The 16,281-nt window shown below is 64.1% G+C and carries 16 protein-coding genes; 5 read left to right on the plus strand and 11 right to left on the minus strand.

The features are described from left to right. Positions 1-7 precede the first annotated feature (7 nt). Positions 8-1,198, plus strand: coding sequence for an enoyl-ACP reductase FabV (gene fabV / locus I8J29_RS08760; RefSeq protein ID WP_208847243.1), 1,191 nt, complete (start codon positions 8-10; stop codon positions 1,196-1,198). Positions 1,199-1,292: 94 nt separating this feature from the next. On the opposite strand, the gene I8J29_RS08765 is transcribed toward fabV, so the two are convergent. Further along, on the minus strand, positions 1,293-2,462 hold the full coding sequence (locus I8J29_RS08765) for a glycine C-acetyltransferase (RefSeq protein ID WP_208847244.1): 1,170 nt from the start codon (positions 2,460-2,462) through the stop codon (positions 1,293-1,295). Further along, complete coding sequence (tdh, locus tag I8J29_RS08770; protein WP_208847245.1) at positions 2,434-3,543, minus strand: L-threonine 3-dehydrogenase; 1,110 nt, start codon at positions 3,541-3,543, stop codon at positions 2,434-2,436. Before tdh ends, I8J29_RS08765 begins: the two co-directional genes overlap by 29 nt. Positions 3,544-3,707: 164 nt before the next feature. Between tdh and I8J29_RS08775 the strand changes: the two genes are divergently transcribed. Then, complete coding sequence (locus tag I8J29_RS08775) at positions 3,708-4,268, plus strand: helix-turn-helix domain-containing protein (protein ID WP_208847246.1); 561 nt, start codon at positions 3,708-3,710, stop codon at positions 4,266-4,268. A gap of 337 nt (positions 4,269-4,605) precedes the next feature. On the opposite strand, the gene I8J29_RS08780 is transcribed toward I8J29_RS08775, so the two are convergent. The 5 genes from I8J29_RS08780 to I8J29_RS08800 all read right to left on the minus strand — a co-directional run bounded on the left by I8J29_RS08780 (position 4,606) and on the right by I8J29_RS08800 (position 9,773). Then, the gene (locus tag I8J29_RS08780) at positions 4,606-6,015 is read right to left on the minus strand and encodes a HAMP domain-containing sensor histidine kinase (protein ID WP_208847247.1); all 1,410 of its coding nucleotides are present in this window, start codon (positions 6,013-6,015) and stop codon (positions 4,606-4,608) included. Positions 6,016-6,025: 10 nt separating this feature from the next. Beyond that, the gene (locus I8J29_RS08785) at positions 6,026-6,721 is read right to left on the minus strand and encodes a response regulator transcription factor (protein WP_208847248.1); all 696 of its coding nucleotides are present in this window, start codon (positions 6,719-6,721) and stop codon (positions 6,026-6,028) included. A 46-nt stretch (positions 6,722-6,767) separates the two neighbouring features. Continuing rightward, positions 6,768-7,490 carry a phosphatase PAP2 family protein gene (locus I8J29_RS08790; RefSeq protein ID WP_208847249.1) on the minus strand — a complete coding sequence of 241 codons (723 nt, stop codon included), beginning with the start codon at positions 7,488-7,490 and terminating at the stop codon, positions 6,768-6,770. A gap of 287 nt (positions 7,491-7,777) precedes the next feature. Beyond that, on the minus strand, positions 7,778-8,791 hold the full coding sequence (locus I8J29_RS08795) for a Gfo/Idh/MocA family protein (RefSeq protein WP_208847250.1): 1,014 nt from the start codon (positions 8,789-8,791) through the stop codon (positions 7,778-7,780). Between the two features lie 91 nt (positions 8,792-8,882). Further along, entirely contained in the window at positions 8,883-9,773 is an 891-nt protein-coding gene (locus I8J29_RS08800; protein WP_208847251.1) for a sugar phosphate isomerase/epimerase family protein, read from the minus strand. Positions 9,774-9,969: 196 nt separating this feature from the next. Here I8J29_RS08800 and I8J29_RS08805 point away from each other — a divergent pair, with 196 nt between their 5' ends. Together I8J29_RS08805 and I8J29_RS08810 are read left to right on the plus strand one after the other, a co-directional pair. Continuing rightward, positions 9,970-10,848 (plus strand): helix-turn-helix domain-containing protein, encoded by an 879-nt coding sequence (locus I8J29_RS08805; protein WP_208847252.1) that lies wholly within the window; start codon positions 9,970-9,972, stop codon positions 10,846-10,848. A 34-nt stretch (positions 10,849-10,882) separates the two neighbouring features. Next, entirely contained in the window at positions 10,883-11,410 is a 528-nt protein-coding gene (locus tag I8J29_RS08810; protein ID WP_208847253.1) for an NUDIX hydrolase, read from the plus strand. Positions 11,411-11,550: 140 nt separating this feature from the next. Here the strand turns inward: I8J29_RS08810 and I8J29_RS08815 are convergent, their stop codons facing one another. The 4 genes from I8J29_RS08815 to I8J29_RS08830 all read right to left on the minus strand — a co-directional run bounded on the left by I8J29_RS08815 (position 11,551) and on the right by I8J29_RS08830 (position 15,434). Continuing rightward, complete coding sequence (locus tag I8J29_RS08815) at positions 11,551-12,543, minus strand: aldose 1-epimerase (protein WP_208847254.1); 993 nt, start codon at positions 12,541-12,543, stop codon at positions 11,551-11,553. A 167-nt stretch (positions 12,544-12,710) separates the two neighbouring features. Next, complete coding sequence (locus I8J29_RS08820) at positions 12,711-13,511, minus strand: alpha/beta hydrolase (protein WP_208847255.1); 801 nt, start codon at positions 13,509-13,511, stop codon at positions 12,711-12,713. Further along, positions 13,487-14,419, minus strand: a complete 933-nt coding sequence (locus tag I8J29_RS08825; protein WP_090642001.1) for an aldo/keto reductase — start codon at positions 14,417-14,419, stop codon at positions 13,487-13,489. The genes I8J29_RS08820 and I8J29_RS08825 overlap by 25 nt, the downstream gene beginning before the upstream one ends. 28 nt (positions 14,420-14,447) lie before the next feature. Beyond that, positions 14,448-15,434: a Gfo/Idh/MocA family protein gene (locus I8J29_RS08830; protein WP_338113103.1), complete on the minus strand. Its 987-nt coding sequence runs from the start codon at positions 15,432-15,434 to the stop codon at positions 14,448-14,450. Positions 15,435-15,607: 173 nt separating this feature from the next. Here I8J29_RS08830 and I8J29_RS08835 point away from each other — a divergent pair, with 173 nt between their 5' ends. Continuing rightward, entirely contained in the window at positions 15,608-16,213 is a 606-nt protein-coding gene (locus I8J29_RS08835; RefSeq protein ID WP_208847256.1) for a DedA family protein, read from the plus strand. Positions 16,214-16,281 lie beyond the last annotated feature (68 nt).

Here is a 16,281-nt window from a genome sequence, read left to right on the forward strand (position 1 = left end):
AATCGCCATGATCATTAAACCAAGAACGCGCGGCTTCATCTGCACGACCGCGCACCCGATCGGCTGCGCCGCGCAGGTGCAGGAGCAAATCGACTACATACAGGCGCGCCCGGCCGTCCAAGGCCCGCGCAACGTGCTCGTCATCGGCGCGTCCGCCGGCTACGGGCTCGCGGCCCGCATCGCGGCCGCGTTCGGCGCGAACGCGAACACGGTCGGCGTGTACCGGCCGAGCGAAGGCAAACCCGGCCGTACCGCGTCCGCGGGCTGGTACAACTCCGCCGCGTTCGAGCGCGCCGCCCTGGCGGCCGGCCTGAAATCGTTCAGCGTGACGGGCGACGCCTTCTCGGCCGAGACGAAAGCGAAGGCCGTCGAAGTGATCCGGCGCGAGCTCGGCCAAGTCGATCTCGTCGTCTACAGCGTCGCGTCGGCGCGCCGGACGGATCCCGAGACGGGCGAGACGTACAACTCCGTCTTGAAGCCGCTCGGCGGCGCGTACACGAACAAGACGGTCAACTTCCACACCGGCGAAGTCAGCATGGTCACCCTCGAGCCGGGCAGCGAGCAGGACGTGAAGGAGACGGTCGCCGTCATGGGCGGCGACGACTGGCAGCTGTGGATCGACGCGCTGCGCGCCGGCGGCGTCCTCGCCGATAACGCGACGACGATCTCCTACTCGTACATCGGCTCGCGCATCACGCAGCCGATCTACCGCGAAGGCACGATCGGCCAGGCGAAAGACCACCTCGAGGCGACGGCGAAGCGCTTGAACGGGCAGCTCGGCGAGACCGGCGGCCGCGCGTTCGTCACGGTCAGCAAGGCGCTGGTCACGCAGTCCAGCTCCGCGATTCCCGTCGTGCCGCTGTACATCTCCGCGCTCTATAAGGTGATGAAGGAGAAAGGCATTCACGAGGGCTGCATCGAGCAGACGTACCGCCTGTTCGCGGAGCGCCTCTACGCCGGCGGCGACGTGCCCGTCGACGAGGAAGGCCGCATCCGCATCGACGATTGGGAGATGCGTCCGGACGTCCAGGACGAGGTCGCGCGGCTGTGGGAGGAAGTCACCACCGACAGCATCGCGCAATTGACGGATCTGGAAGGCTACCGCAAGGAATTTTTCCAGCTGTTCGGCTTCGAAACCGATGGCGTCGACTACGAAGCGGACGTCGATCCGATCGTGGACGTGCCGAACGTCAATTAACGGACAGACCGAAGGCCGGATTCCCGTCGAGGGAATCCGGCCTTTTCGTTGAGACCCGCAGCGCATGTGCGTTCAGGATCGGACGGCGTTCAAGCTAGACGGCGTCCCGGCACTTGCGCAGCGCTTCGACCGTATAATCCAGCTCCTCGCGCGTATGCCGGGCGGTCACGATGAACCGGACGCGGCCCTTGTCCGCCGCGACGGTCGGATAGACGATGCCCTGCGCGAACACGCCTTCCGCCAGCAGCAGATCGGAGAAGCGCATCGTCTCCGCCGGGCTGCCCACGATGACCGGCACGATCGGCGTCTCGCTCGCGCCGGTATCGAAGCCGAGCGCCTGCACCCGCGAGCGGAAATACGCCGCGTTCTCCCACAGCTTCGCGATCAGTTCCCCGCTCTGCCCGAGCACCTCGATCGCCGCCAGGCACGAAGCCGCGACGGCCGGCGTCTGCGACGTGCTGAACAGAAACGGGCGCGCCTTGTGGATCAAGTAATCCTTGAGCAGCTGGTCGCACGCCACGTAGCCGCCGACGACGCCGACCGCCTTGGACAGCGTGCCCACTTGAATGTGGACGCGGCCTTGCAGGCCGAAGTGGTCCGTCGTGCCTTTGCCGTTCTTGCCCAGCACCCCGCTCGCGTGGGCATCGTCGACATACACGAACGCGTCGTACCGTTCCGCCAGCTCCACGATGGCCGGCAGCGGCGCGATATCCCCGTCCATGCTGAACACGCCGTCCGTCACGACGACCCGTTTGGCGCAGCCCGCGCTCTCCTTGAGCGCCGTTTCCAGCTGCGCCATGTCCTTATGGGCGTAAATCTTGCGATGCGCCTTCGTCAGCCGGATGCCGTCGATGATGCTGGCATGGTTCAGCTCGTCGCTGATAACGACGTCGTCCGGCCCGAGGATGGAGGACAGAACGCCTTGGTTCGTCGTGAAGCCGGACTGGAAGACGAGCGCCGCCTCCGTCCCTTTGAACCGCGCCAGCTCGCGCTCCAGCCGGTCGTGGATGTCGAGCGTGCCGGTAATCGTCCGCACCGAGCCGCTGCCGGCGCCGTACCGCTCCGTCGCTTCGACGGCCGCCCGAATCAGCGCCGGATGATCCGTCAGGCCGAGATAATTGTTCGAGGACATCTGAAGCAGCGAGCGGCCGTTCAGCTCCATCCGCGTGCCCGATCCCCCGGTCCACACGTTCAGCGGACGATAGCGCCCTTCCCGCTTCAACTGCCGCAATTCTTCACCTAACGCCGTTTCCCACTTCGCCACGGTCGGCACGCTCCTTATCGGTCAGCTCGGATGCAGCCGCATCCTGCGTAAATACGATCTTGCCGCATTGCCCCGACATCATCAGCCCGAACGCTTCCTCGTAATCCCGCAAGGCGAAGCGGTGGGTGATGAGCGGGCTTAAGTCGATGCGCTTCCGGTCGAGCAGCCCTTTCAGCTGGTACCACGTTTGGTACATGCGGCGCCCCGTAATGCCTTCGACGCGCAGTCCTTTGAAGATGATATGGCGGGACAAATCGAGCGACACCTCGCGCGACGGAATGCCCAGCAGCGACACCCGCGCCGCCGGCGCGGCGGCTTCGAAGCCCGCCCGGATCGCGTCGGGATGGCCGGACATTTCGAGCACGACCTCGGCTCCCTCGCCGCCGGTATGCGCCATGATCGCTTCGACCAACGAAGTATCCCGGTTGTTGACGACGATTTCCGCGCCCATCCGCTTCGCCAGCTCGAGCCGGTACGGATTGACGTCGATCGCGATGACGGCGCCGGCTCCGCACGCTTTCGCGACGGCGACGGCCATCAGCCCGATCGGCCCCATGCCGACGATCGCGACGGACTTGCCGACGATATCGCCGGACAGCACCGTCTGCACCGCGTTGCCGAGCGGATCCTGCAGGCAGGCGAGCTCGAACGGCATATCCGGGGGATTCGGGATGACGTTGGACGCCTTCACAAGCGCGTAATCCGCGAAGCAGCCGGGAGCCGAGATGCCGAAGCTGACCGTGTTCGGGCAGACGTGCGCGTTGCCGGTCCGGCACGCCTTGCAGCGTCCGCAGACGATATGCCCTTCCGCCGACACATGATCGCCGACGCGGACGTCCTTCACGTCGCGGCCGACCCGCTCCACGATGCCGGCGAATTCATGCCCGAACACGTTCGGCGTCACGACGGCGCTTTCCGCCCAGGCGTCCCACTTGTAGATATGCACGTCCGTTCCGCAAATCGAAGACGCTTTCACCCGAACCAGCACCTCGTCCGGCCCGCAGACCGGAACGGGCACCTCCCGCAGAACCGCGCCCGCCGCCCGCGTCTCCTTCACCAATCCCATCATCGTCGCCGCCAAGCTTCATCCCACCCGCGTGTAAGATATAATCCATTTGTGCGCTATCTTGTATATGTTATATTATACAGACGTATGCGATGATGTACACCATTTTTTTCTAACGGGCTGTCCGCCGCCGCGATTTTCGTTATAATGAGGAACAGCAACCATCGCGAGGAGGCCCCATGGAGCAGGAACAAATCCATAAGAAAATCGGCAAAAACCTTCAAGCCATCCGCAAAGCGAGAGGGCTAAGCCTCGACCAGGTCGCCGATTTGACCGGCGTCAGCAAGGCGATGCTCGGCCAGATCGAGCGCGGCGACTCCAACCCGACGATCTCGATCATCTGGAAAATCGTCAACGGGCTGCACATCTCCTTCACGTCCCTCATCGAGGAGACCAAGGCAAGCGTCAGCTACATCCGGTTCGCGGAGCTCGAGCCGTTCTCCGAGGAAGACGGCAATTACCGCTCCTATCCGCTCATCCCGTTCGAGCAGGGCAAGAAATTCGAGATTTACACCGTCGAGCTGGAGCCGGGCTGCATGCACGCTTCGGAAGCCCACTACGAGGGCGTCGAGGAGTATATTCTGATGGTGCGGGGAACGCTGCGGCTGACCGTCCGGGACGATGTCTACGAGCTGCAAGCGGGCGACGCGCTGCACTTCAACGCCGATCAGCCCCATTCGTACGAAAACGCGACCGAGGCGAAAATCGTCTATTACACGCTGATTCATTATCCGACCTGAGCAAACCGCCGATTTCGCGGCGCCGGATCGCATGACAAAAGCCCCCTTGGCTCGCTCGCCAAGGGGCTTTTGCATGTTCCGAATCACGATGCGGGCTTGCTCTCCGACTGTTCTCCGCTCGCTACTGGTCGTAAATCTCGAACTCGTAAATAATCGGCGCGTAGCTCGTGCCGGACGTGAAATGGATCCGCGTCTTGCCGCCCGTCACCGCCGGGAACGCGATCGTCTTCGGCACATACGAGGCGCCGATGCTCGAGCCCGTATGCGCCGTCTCCCACGCCGAGCCGTTCCAATATTCGATCCGGTAGCCCGTCGTCCGGCTGCCGGAGACGGGCGTCTACCGCCGTTCGCCGCCGTTCGCCGGCTCGGCCGGCAGCTCGATCCGGAACGCGTACAGCCCGTCCCGGTGCTTCAGGTTCAACGAGCCCCCGTGACGCTCGACGATCTCCTTCGCGATCGACAGCCCGAGACCCGACCCGTCGCTTGCCTGCGCCCGGGCGGCGTCGGCCTTGTAGAACCGGTCGAACAGCTGCTCCTCCTGCTCCGGCGACACCGGCCGGCCGCGATTCTCGATCTCGACGTACAGCGTGCCTTCGCCGCCCGCCCCCGCCCGGACGACGATGTCGCCCGGAACGTCGGAGAATTTCATCGCGTTCATCAGCAAATTATCGACCGCCCGGACGAGCTTCTCGCTGTCCGCCCGCAGCGGCAGGGCGTCCGCGGCGAGCTCCGGCTTGACGGCGAGGCCGCGCTCCTGCGCGATCGGCTCGTACTCCGCGATCAGTTGGCGGAGCAGCTCCGCCAGGTCGAGCGGCTGCAGCCGCAGCTGCGGGTCGCCGGAGGTGAGCCGCGTGTAGTCGAACAGGTCGTCGATCAGCTTCTTCAGCTGCAGCGTCTTGCTGTACGCGTTGCGGACGAACCGGTCGCGCTCCTCGTCGTCCGCGTACGCGCGCTTCTGCAGCAAATCGAGGTAGCCGACGACGCTCGTAAGCGGCGTGCGCAGATCGTGGGACACGCCCGTGATGAGCGCCATTTTGGACCGCTCGAGCTTGCGCTCCTTCGCCAGCTGGCGCTGCAGATTCTCCGCCATCGCGTTGATGTTCTTGGAGACGACGCCGAGCTCGTCCCGGTCCCGCGTGCTCAAGCGGACGTCCAGGTTGCCCTTGGCGATCTCGGCCAGCTGGCGGTCGATGAGCTGGATCTTCTTCGTCTTGCGAGAGGCGAACCAATAGAAGCAGACGATGAAGATGAGCAGGAACAACATGACGTTCTTGGCCGGCTGGTCCCGGATCATGTAGGCGAGCTCGCCTTTCAAGCGGCCTTCGGCGACGAGGTACACCGGCTTCCCCTCCCAGGCGCCGGCCTCGATCCGCGCGTACGGCTTGCCTTCGTAATCCCCGGTCTCGTCGGGACGGGACGCGAAGTAGCCGATAATGTTCAGCTGCGTCTTGTCCGCGCCCGCGGAGCGGAACAGCACGTTGCCGGATTCGTCCGCCACGTAGACGTCCACCTGCCCCCCGTCGCTCGCTTCGTCCACGGCGGCCTGCAGCGAATACCGGTTGACGCGCCCGGGCAGCTCGTCGGCCAAATACGTCAAACGGGCTTCGATCCGGTTTTTGCCGGCTTCGTAGCTGGTGAAAGAAATCTTGAACGCCGAGCGCGTGAACATGTTGAACGCGGCGACGACCAGGATGCTGGCGACGAGGCTGGCGACGATCGTGGCGATCAGCTGCGTGCGGATGGTCAACCAGGGCTTCCTACTCAATTTTGTATCCCACTCCCCATACCGTCTTGATGTAGACCGGCTCGCGCGGATTGGCCTCCAGCTTCTCCCGGAGGTTCCGGATATGCACCATGACGGTGTTGTCGGAGTAGCCGACCTGCTCCTTCCAGACGGTCCGGTAGATCCGGTCGGCGCTGAACACCTGGCCGCGGTTGGCGGCGAGCAGCTTCAGAATCGCGAATTCCAGCGGCGTGAGCGCGACCTCGCCGCCGTTCGCCGTGACCCGGTGCCGGTCCGGCTCGATCGTGAGCTCCCCGATCGCGATGATTGACGATTCCTGCCGCTTCGCGCCGAGCGCGTCCATTCGCCTCAGCTGGGCTTTGACTCTCGCCAGCAGCTCCAGCGGATTGAACGGCTTCGTCACGTAGTCGTCGGCGCCGGTCGTCAGGCCGGTGATTTTGTCCAGATCCTCGCTCTTGGCCGACAGCATGATGATCGGCACGTCCGATCGTTCGCGCACGGCGAGGCAGACGGCCATGCCGTCCATGCCGGGCATCATCACGTCGAGGATGACGAGCCGGATCGCGTCCCCCTCCTCCTTCAGCGCGTCCAGCGCCGCTCGGCCGTTCTCCGCTTCGAGCACGCGATAGCCTTCGTTGCGCAAGTAGATCCGCACGATATGGCGAATATCCGGATCGTCGTCGACGACCAATACGGTTCGTTGGTTCATGGTTCCTCTCCCGTTCTATGCGGCGTTGGAAGTAGTATACAACAATTCAGCCCGCTTGGCGCTTGCGGGATCTGCGTCCCGGCGCCGCCGCGTCCGGCGTATGCGCGCCTTCGCGGGCGGTTCCCCGGCGCGCCGTCAAGCGGCTCTGGATCCGTCCGCAGGCGAAGTAGGCCAGCTCGGCGGTCGCGATGCCGGCGGCGACGTCCGCGATCACGTGCTGCTTCATGAACAAGGTGGAGCACATGATCAGGACGGCCATGATCCGGATGCCGACGCGAAGCGGGAGACGGTAGGACGAAGCCGCGCGAAGCATCAGATAACTCGTCAGGACGTGAATGCTCGGAAAGCAGTTGAACGGCGCGTCGTTCGCGTACACGGCGCGCATGAGCGATTGGAACAATCCGTCTCCGTCGACCGCCGGCCGGTCGACCGTCGTCTGGAAGCAGGCGTAGACCAGGTAGCAGATGACGAGGCCAAGGCACAGCGCGCCCAGCGTCCGATAATACGCGCGGCGATCTTTCAGGAAGAGGCCGACCAGCGTCAGCGCGACGAACGGGTACCAAAGCAGGTACGGCACCGAGAACGCGGGAACGACGGGCAGCGCCCGGTCGAACGCCGTCTCGAGGCGATGCACCTGCCCGCCGGGACGATTGAGCAGCACGTAGAAGAGATTGAGGAACGGAAGGAGCAGCATCCACAGCAAGGGCAGCCACGCCTTCAAACGGCGCCGGGAGGCGCCGGACGCGGAAGATCGGGTCGCGTGATTCATGGACAGGATTCCACCTTTGGCTTCGAATTTCCCGGAACCGCGCGCGGCGCTTCCGGACTGTCCTCATCTTAGCCCGCAAATCTGTAGTCCCCCTCGCGGAAATGCTGAAGATTTTCTGAAGAGGTTCTGAAGAAGAGTCGGAGGAACGCGTTCGGAGGGCGGGGTTCGAAGGGCGAGGTTCGGAGGATGACGTTCGGAAGATGAGGGTCGGAAGCGCTCGGACCATCTCGAAGCCAACCGCGGACAAAAAAAGAACCCGTCCCCCGGGACGGGCTCTTGCGGCGGCGCTACAGCATAATCTTCTGCCCGGTGCGCGCGCTCTCGACGGCGCCGAACACCATGGCCACGCTCTTGATGTTGTCGAGGCAGTCGGTCTCGGCCGGCCGCCCTTCCTCGAGCGCCGCGAACATCTCGTCGAGGCAGCCCCAGTGGCCTTCGCGCCCGTTCCACGACTCCGCGCCTTCGATGCGCGCCAGTTCGCGGATGAAGCCTTCCGCCTTCTCCGGATCGACGACCTCGCCGTACGGCATCGACGCGCCGTCCCAGCGGGCGCCGCCTTTGCTGCCGGTGACGCGCCAATCGGATTCCCACGACGTGTTGAGGCCGTCCGCGCACCACGATCCGCGGTACGAGAAGACCGAGCCGTCGCTCATCTCGTAGATGCAGATCGCGGAGGCGTTGCCCTTGTACCACGATCCCGGCGGGTTGAACTCGTGGCAGTAGACGGAGACGGGATCCGTGCCCGTAATGAAGCGCGCCTGGTCGAACGTATGGATCGCCATGTCGATGATGAGCGGATTATCCATGACGTCGCGGAAGCCGCCGAAATGCGCGCCGAGGAAGAAATCGGCGTGAATCGAGCCCGGCGTGCCGATCGCCCCGGAGGCGACCATGTCGCGGAAGGAGCGGATCTGCTTCAAATAGCGGCGGTTCTGCATGACGGAGTACCGTTTGCCCGTCGCTTGGCTGACGGCGACGATCTCCTGCGCGTCCGCGTACGATTCCGCCATCGGCTTCTCGCCGAACACGTTGCAGCCGGCTTGCATGGCCGTTATCGCGATTTGCTTGTGGCTTGCCGGAATCGTGACGTCGAAGACGAGCGTGGCGCCCGTTGCCGACAGCGCGTCGCTCAAATTCGCGAACGTCGGCACGTTCAGCCCTTTCTTGGCGGCCATCGCTTTCGCGCTTTCCTCGTAAATATCGACCAAGCCGACGATCTCGGCGTTGTCCCGCTGAAGGGCGTAATCCACCCAGGTGTTGGCCATGCCGCCGCAGCCGGCGACGACGATTTTATGCGTCATATCGGTTTATGCTCCTTTTGGGTAAAGTAAAGAAAAGGAAAGCCATTCGAGTTGGAATTTCTTTCGATCAAACACCCGGTTCCGTCCCGGCTTATTCCGCCGGATTCGGCACGAAGTCGCCGCCGCGGCAGCGCTTCAGGTAGTTCAAGGCATGCACCTGGCCCGTCATCTCGAGCTCGCCCTTATAGACAGGATCGTGCCAGCCTTCGATGTCGATGCTGCCGGCATAGCCGCCCTGGCGCAGGATCGAGATGATGTCCGTCCAGTTGGAATCGCCGAAGCCCGGCGTCCGGTGCCAGACGAACTCGCGCGGCCCGTGAATGCCGTGCTCGCGAACGACGTCCCACGCGATCGTCGCGTCCTTGCCGTGCACGTTGAAAATCTTCCCGGTACTCACCCATTTGCGCAGCTGAGGGATCGGATCGATGAGACTGACCATCTGGTGGCAGGGCTCCCACTGCAGGCCGATGCTGTCGCTCGGCACCGCGTTGAACATCAGCTCCCAGGCCGTCGGGTTATGCGCGATGTTCCATTCGCCGCTTCCCCACGTGCCGCCCATGTCGCAATTCTCGAACGCGAGGCGCACGCCGCGCGCTTCCGCCCGCTTGGCGAGCTCGCCGAACACCTCCGCGAAGCGCGGCAGCGATTGGTCGATGCTCCCCGGCATGCGGCCGGTGAAGCCGTTCACGAGATTCGTGCCGAACGCTTCCGCGGCGTCGATGAGCCGCTCCCAGCTGGCCAGCGTGTCGGCATTGTCGCCGGCGCCCGTCAGCGGATTGCCGAAGACGCCGATCGCCGAGATGACGATGTCGCGCCCTTCGACGGCTTCGCGGACGCGCTTCGCGAGCTCGTACAGATCCGCGCCGCGGGTGGATTGCCAGAACGTGAGCGCGAACGACTCGAAGCCGTGGGGAATCAATTGAGGGATGATCTTGTCGGCGTTGCCGCCGCCGACCAGCGTACCGATGCGGATGGATTTCATGAGAACGATGTCATCACCTTTCAGCGCTTTATGGAAACTGACCTAATCGTACTGAAAGATTTTCGTTGAGACTAGCCACGAATTTGTGTTATATTCGTACAATCTTACGTTTATCCGTTGACAGTAAACCGGTATCATCCGCGGAATGAATCCTTTAGGCCGTAATATCGTGCGCAAGCGCGAGAAGGAGGCGCCCATGACCGTCAGCCCGCTGAAAGAAAACACGTTCATTCCCGACCGCACGTTCCCCATCAACGTCTTCGTCGTGACCGGGGAGATCCGGACGCATTGGCACGATCACCTCGAATGGATCTACGTCCGGGACGGACAGGCGCGCATTCAGGTGGACGGCGCCTTCGAGCAGCTCGGCCAGGGCGAGCTCGCCTTCGTCAACGCGAAGCAGCTGCACAGCGCGGTCAAGCTCGCGCCGGAAACGGAGCTGATCTGCATCGTGTTCAACGAAGCGCTCGTGCGCGGCAGCGGGCTCGACATTACGGAACCGCACTACTTCGTCCCGTACCTGAACCGCCGGGTCAAGTGGCCCAGCTGGATGCGGACCGACGCCCCGTTCATCGAAGAGATGAACGCCGCCTTCTCGCGCCTGCTCGTGGAATTCACGGGCAAGCAGGCCGGCTACGAGCTGCTCGTGAAGGCCGAGCTGCTGCGCATCTTCGGCTTGTATTTCCGCTACGCCGAGCAGAACGCGGCCCCGGCCCCGGCGCGCGCGCAGAAGCCGTACGATTTTACGAGCCTGCTTCTGACGCTGAGGGAGCGCTACCAGGAGACGATCAGCGTCGGCGAAGCGGCGCGCCTGGTGAACCTGAGCCCCAACCACTTCTGCAAAATATTCAAAAGCGTCACCGGCAAAACGCTGATCGAATATATGCACGTGCTGCGCGTCCAGGAGGCGGAACGGCTGCTGCTGGACACCGACTATCCCGTAACCGAAATCGCCGGCCTCGTCGGCTTCTCGAACATGACGTATTTCGGCCGGGTATTCAAAAAAGTGCGCAGCAAGGCGCCCTCCGCGATACGCAAAAGCCGTTCCTCTCCGCCGCGGGCGGACGGGCATTGAACGGACCTACCTAGACGAAGAAAGGGGTGATCGCATGCGGCTGCTGTACCGGATAACGGACCGCGACGTGCGCGGCGGCGAGCCGGACCTGCTCCCGCATGTCTCCCGCTCCGCCTCCCGCGGCGTGCTGCTGGACGCCGACGCGAACGTGGCCATGATGTATATCGCGAAGTCGGCGATCTATAAGCTGCCCGGCGGCGGCATCGAGAAGAAGGAAACGCCGGAGCAGGCGTTCCTGCGCGAGGTGCGCGAAGAGACGGGCTACGACGCGGCGATCGTCCGCCGTCTCGGCTATATCGAGGAGCACAAGAAGAAGAACGGCTTCCTGCAGGTCTCCTACTGCTTCGTCGCGACGGCGAAGGAAGCGCACGAGGCCCGGCTGACCGAGCACGAGAAGAAGCTCGGCCTGTCGCTGAAATGGATGTCCATGCCGCAGGCGGTGCGGGCCGTCGAGGCCTCGCTGACGGCGACGGGCGATTACTCCACCGTCTTCATGCTGATGCGGGACAAGCGGATCCTCGAGGAAGCCGCCAAACGGATGCGGATGCCCGTCACCGAATAGCCCCGCGCCGTCAGGCCCTCGAACGGCCGCCTGCCGGATGCCGGCAAACGCGCGCATACGAAAAAGTCCGCAGCCCGCGGCCGCTTCCGCGAAGGAAGACGGCCGCACGGCTGCGGACTTTTTTGCGTGCGTTTCGCTCGCTATTTCACGTAGATCCGCGCGCGCTCCTGCCAGATCTCGCCCGGCGCGAGGCTGAACAGGCCGATCTCGTCGGCCGGCTTGTCCGTGTTCGGCGCGTTGACGAGGCTCACCTGCGGCTCCGGGCAGAAGAAGCCTTCCGTCGCCCCGTTGTTCCAAATCATCCATTCCTTGTACGACGTGCCGGCGTCGTAGACGAGCGTGAGGCCCGCTTTCGTATCCGTCAGCTCCATCCGGTTGCGGCCGTTTTGCGGCACGGCGGTATAATGGTTGTCGAGCGACTCGAAGAACGGATAGACGCCTTCGCCCTTCATCGCTTCCTCGTTCGGCGACAGCGGCTGGAATTCGCCCGTCGGCAGCATCCGCTCGCTCATGTGCCAGCGCTCGCCGATCGTCAGCTTGAGCCGGTAATCCTTCGCCGAGCTGCCCGGTACGAACGGCGCGTTCACGGACGTGTGGAACGCGAATAGGCACGGCATCGTCTCCTCGCCGTCATTGACGACCGTGAACTGCTGCTCCAGCCCGTTCTCGCCGATCGCGTAGCGCAGGCGAAGCGTGAATCGGAACGGCAGGTACTTGTACACCTCGCTGCGCTCGTCGACCTTGAGCGCGGCGACGACGTAGCTTTCGGTCGCGGTCGCGCCGAAATCCTCGACCTCGAACGTCTCGCTGTGCACGAAGCCGTGGAGGTGGTTGCCCGTCGCCGGCTCGTTGACCGGAAATTCCAGCGTGCGGCCGTTCCACGGGAATTTGCCGTCCTCGAACCGGTTCGGCGGGAACAGGACCGGGATGCCGTGAATGAACGGTCTCGCCTTGAAGGCGGGCATTTCCTCCGCCGTCGGCTCGTGCAGGAACGCATAACCGTTCTCGGTATCGCGGAAGGCGATCAGGTTGCCGCCGACCTCGGGAAGCAGGACGGCTTCGTAACGGCCGAACTTCAGCCATACGGCCGGCTCGCCTTGATAGGTGTCTCGATACGCTTGATTGCTGCTCATAGTGGCTCGACGCTCCTTTGGTATGGATAAACGTTAATATGCATTGCGAATCTATAATACCACTGTTCGCCCGCGGGAAGGAACCGCTTTCGGACCCGAACCGACAAAATCCTCCCCCGCCGGGCGGGAGAGGATCGATCCGGCTTGCGCGCGCGGCCTCCGCTTCGCTAGAAGCCGATGCGCTTCAGCCATTCGCCGCAGACCGCCGTCCAGGTGGACACGTGCGGATCGCCTTCGGCGAGGCCCATGCCGTGCGGGCCTTTCTCGTAGACGTGCAGGTCGAACGGCACGCCCGCCCGCCGCAGCGCGGAAGCGAACAACAGCGCGTTCTCGACCGGCACGACGTCGTCGTCCGACGTGTGCCAGAGGAACGCCGGCGGCGTATCCGGCGTCACCTGCAGCTCGGCGCTCAACCGCTCGATCAGCGCCGCTTCGGGCTCGGGGCCGAGCAAATTGGCGCGCGAGCCCGCGTGGCCGTCCGGTCCCATCGAGATGACCGGGTAGCACAGGACCGCGGCGTTCGGCCGGCTCGACTGCCGCTCGGCCGGATCGTCCGCGTCCGGCCGGCCGGCCTCGTGCAGCGTCGCCGCCGACGCCGCGAGATGGCCGCCGGCGGAGAAGCCGAGGATGCCGATTTTCTGCGGATCGATGCCGTATTCCGCGGCATGCAGGCGCACGTAGCGAATCGCCCGTTGCGCGTCCAGCAGCGGACTCGGGTGCTTGTACGGCGCGACCCGGTAGCGCAGGACGAAGGCGGCGATGCCGATGCCGTTCAGCCACCGCGCGATCGGTTCGCCCTCATGCGCGGCGCGCACGCCGTAGCCGCCGCCGGGACAGACGATGACGGCGCTTTTGGCGCCCGCGACGGGATACGGCGTCAGGGCCGGCCGGTCCTCGTCGGCGCCGCCGGCGGCGAACGGCGCGCCTTCCGGCCACAATTCGATCAGCGCGTTCTCAGATCGAGCCATTTGATTTCCTCCGGCGTCAGCGGGATGGTCGTCGCTTCGAGACATGATTTCATCTCCGCCTCGTTGCGCGGGCCGATGATGGCGCCCGTCGGGAACGACTGGTTCAGCACGTAGGCCAGCGCGATCTGAATCGTGGAGAAGCCCTTCTGCTTGCCGAGCTCCTCGGCGCGGCGATAACGCTCCCAATTGTCGTCGTTATAGAAGACGCGCACGAGATCGGCGTCGGAGCGGTCCTCCGGCGTGAAGCGGCCGGTGAAGAAGCCGCGCGCCTGCGAGGACCAGGAGAAGATCGGCAGGCCGGTCTCTTCGTGCCACGCCAAGATCTCGCCGTCCACGCTGATGCAGTCGGCCCAGTACGGCTCCTGCGCTTTCGCGAGGCTCAGGTTCGGGCTGCTGAAGTCGAAGCCGCGCAGGCCGTGGGCCGCCGCGTATTCGTTCGCTTCCTGCAGCCGCGCCGTCGTCCAGTTGGAGCCGCCGAACGCGCGGATGCGTCCCGCTTCGACGTGCCCGTTCAAGATCTCCACGATCTCGCCGACCGGCACGTTCGTGTCGTCGCGGTGCAGCGCGTAGACGTCGATGTAGTCCGTGCGCAGCCGCTCGAGGCTCGTCATCAATTCGTCGTGAATGGCCTGCTTGTTGACCTGCGGCACGCCGTGGTGCGGATGTCCGCCCTTCGTCCAGACGTTGATGGCTTCGCGGTTGCCCCGCTCCTCCAGCCACATGCCGATCGCCTGCTCGCTCTTGCCGCCGGCATAGATGTACGCGGTGTCGATCGTGTTGCCGCCGATGGCGACGAACGCGTCCAGGTTGGCGCTGACGAGCTCGTACACGTCGGGCGAGAAATAATCGGAGCCCATGATCAATTGGGATACGCCTTGCTTTAAGCCGGGAAGCTGAATATGTTTCATAAACGGTTGACTCCCTTCGCGATTGGATTTACAGGGTGACGCGCATGCGGGCGTAGGCGGATTCCAGGCAGGCGTCGATGACGCGCATGTTGGCGACCGCGTCGGACGGCGCGAACCGGACCGGCTGCTCGTTCCAGACGTTGCGGGCGAAGGCGTCGGCTTGCAGCGCGTATTGGTTCAGCTCCGGCTGCTTCACTTCGCGTTTGCCGTCCTTCGAGTGCACGTAATACGTCGCGTCGCCGATGTACGCCGACGGCACCTCGATCCGGCCGTCCGTGCCGAGAATTTCGAGCGTGTTGCGGAACGCCGCCCACATGCCGCAGTCGAACGTCAGCGCGACGCCGTTCGGGAATTCCAGGATGCCGGACGCCATCATGTCGACGTTGTCGTGGTCCGGGGAGATGAGCGCGTGCACCGTGGCCGCTTCGGGCTCGGCGCCGGTAATGAGGCGCGCCGCGCTGAGGGGATAGCAGCCGACGTCGTAGATGGAGCCGCCGCCCCAGTCCCTGCGGTAGCGGACGTTCTTGGCGTCGCCGGCGTTATTGAACGTGAACGTGCCGTGGATGCCGCGGAGTTCGCCGATTTCGCCGGACGCGACGATCTTCGCGATCTCCTCGTAACGCGGGTGATGGCGGTACATGAACGCCTCCGCCAGGTGGACGCCTTGCTTCGCGGCGACGTCGGCCATGCGCTGCGCCTCTTCGGCGTTCATCGCGATCGGCTTCTCGCAAAGCACGTGCTTGCCGGCTTCCATCGCGCGGATCGACCATTCCATGTGCAAATGGTTCGGCAGCGGAACGTAGATCGCGTCGATATCGGGGGCGGCTACGATTTCTTCATAGCTGCCGTAGGCTTTCGGAATGCCGAGCTTGGCCGCCGTCTCTTCGGCTTTGGCGAGGTCTCGGCTTGCAATCGCTGTCAATTCTCCGGTTTCGGAAGCCTGAATGCCCGGGATGACGGAACGAACGGCGATGCCGGCAGTGCCGACGACGCCCCAACGCAATTTTCGGGTCACGAGGATAGCCACCTTTGTCGATAAAATGAATTCGTCCCTAGTATAGTCCATTCCGATATGGGAAGAAATATAAAACAACAACATTTTCATATAACATTCGTGTCGCGCTCGCTTGTCTTCCTTGCGCTCATCGGGTACATTCATATCACTACCTCGGAAAGTAGGCTGCCCCCGTGGAACATGTCCTGGAGCTGCTGATCGCACGCTACGGTTATATCGGCTTGTCGCTCGCCCTGTCGCTCGGCATCGTCGGCGTCCCCGTTCCCGACGAAGCGCTGCTCACGTATGCCGGCTATCTCGTCGGCAACAGCACCCTGCTGGCGCCGCTCGTCGTGCTCGGCGCCTTCGCCGGCGCGGCCGTCGGCATCACGGCCAGCTACGCGATCGGCAACCGGCTCGGCCTGCCGTTCCTGCTGAAGTACGGCCCCCGCCTGCATCTGTCTTCCGCCAAAATCGAACGCGCCCAATGCTGGATGAACCGCTACGGCAAGCTGCTGCTGTTCGTCGGCTTCTTCATTCCCGGCTTCCGCCACGTGACGGCCTACATGGCCGGGATGTCGCGCTTCAAAATCCGCGACTTCCTGCTGTACGCGTACGCGGGCGCGCTCGTCTGGAGCACCACGTTCGTCTACGTCGGGTTCCTGCTCGGCGAGCGCTGGGAGACGGTCAAGCTCTACGTCCGCCACAACGGCCGCACGCTGCTATTCATTGTCTGCTGCCTCGCGTTTTGCGCGATCTGCTATCGCGCGATCGCCGCGGCGCGCAAGGTGAAGGCGTAGCGCCGCCAGCCGCCGCCGAACGCGCCAAAGCCCCGGTTTCCGCGGTAACGGAGGCCGAGGCTTTTTTT

Origin of the sequence: Paenibacillus artemisiicola (genome assembly GCF_017652985.1) — a bacterium.
Classification (GTDB): Bacteria; Bacillota; Bacilli; order Paenibacillales; family Paenibacillaceae; genus Paenibacillus_Z; species Paenibacillus_Z artemisiicola.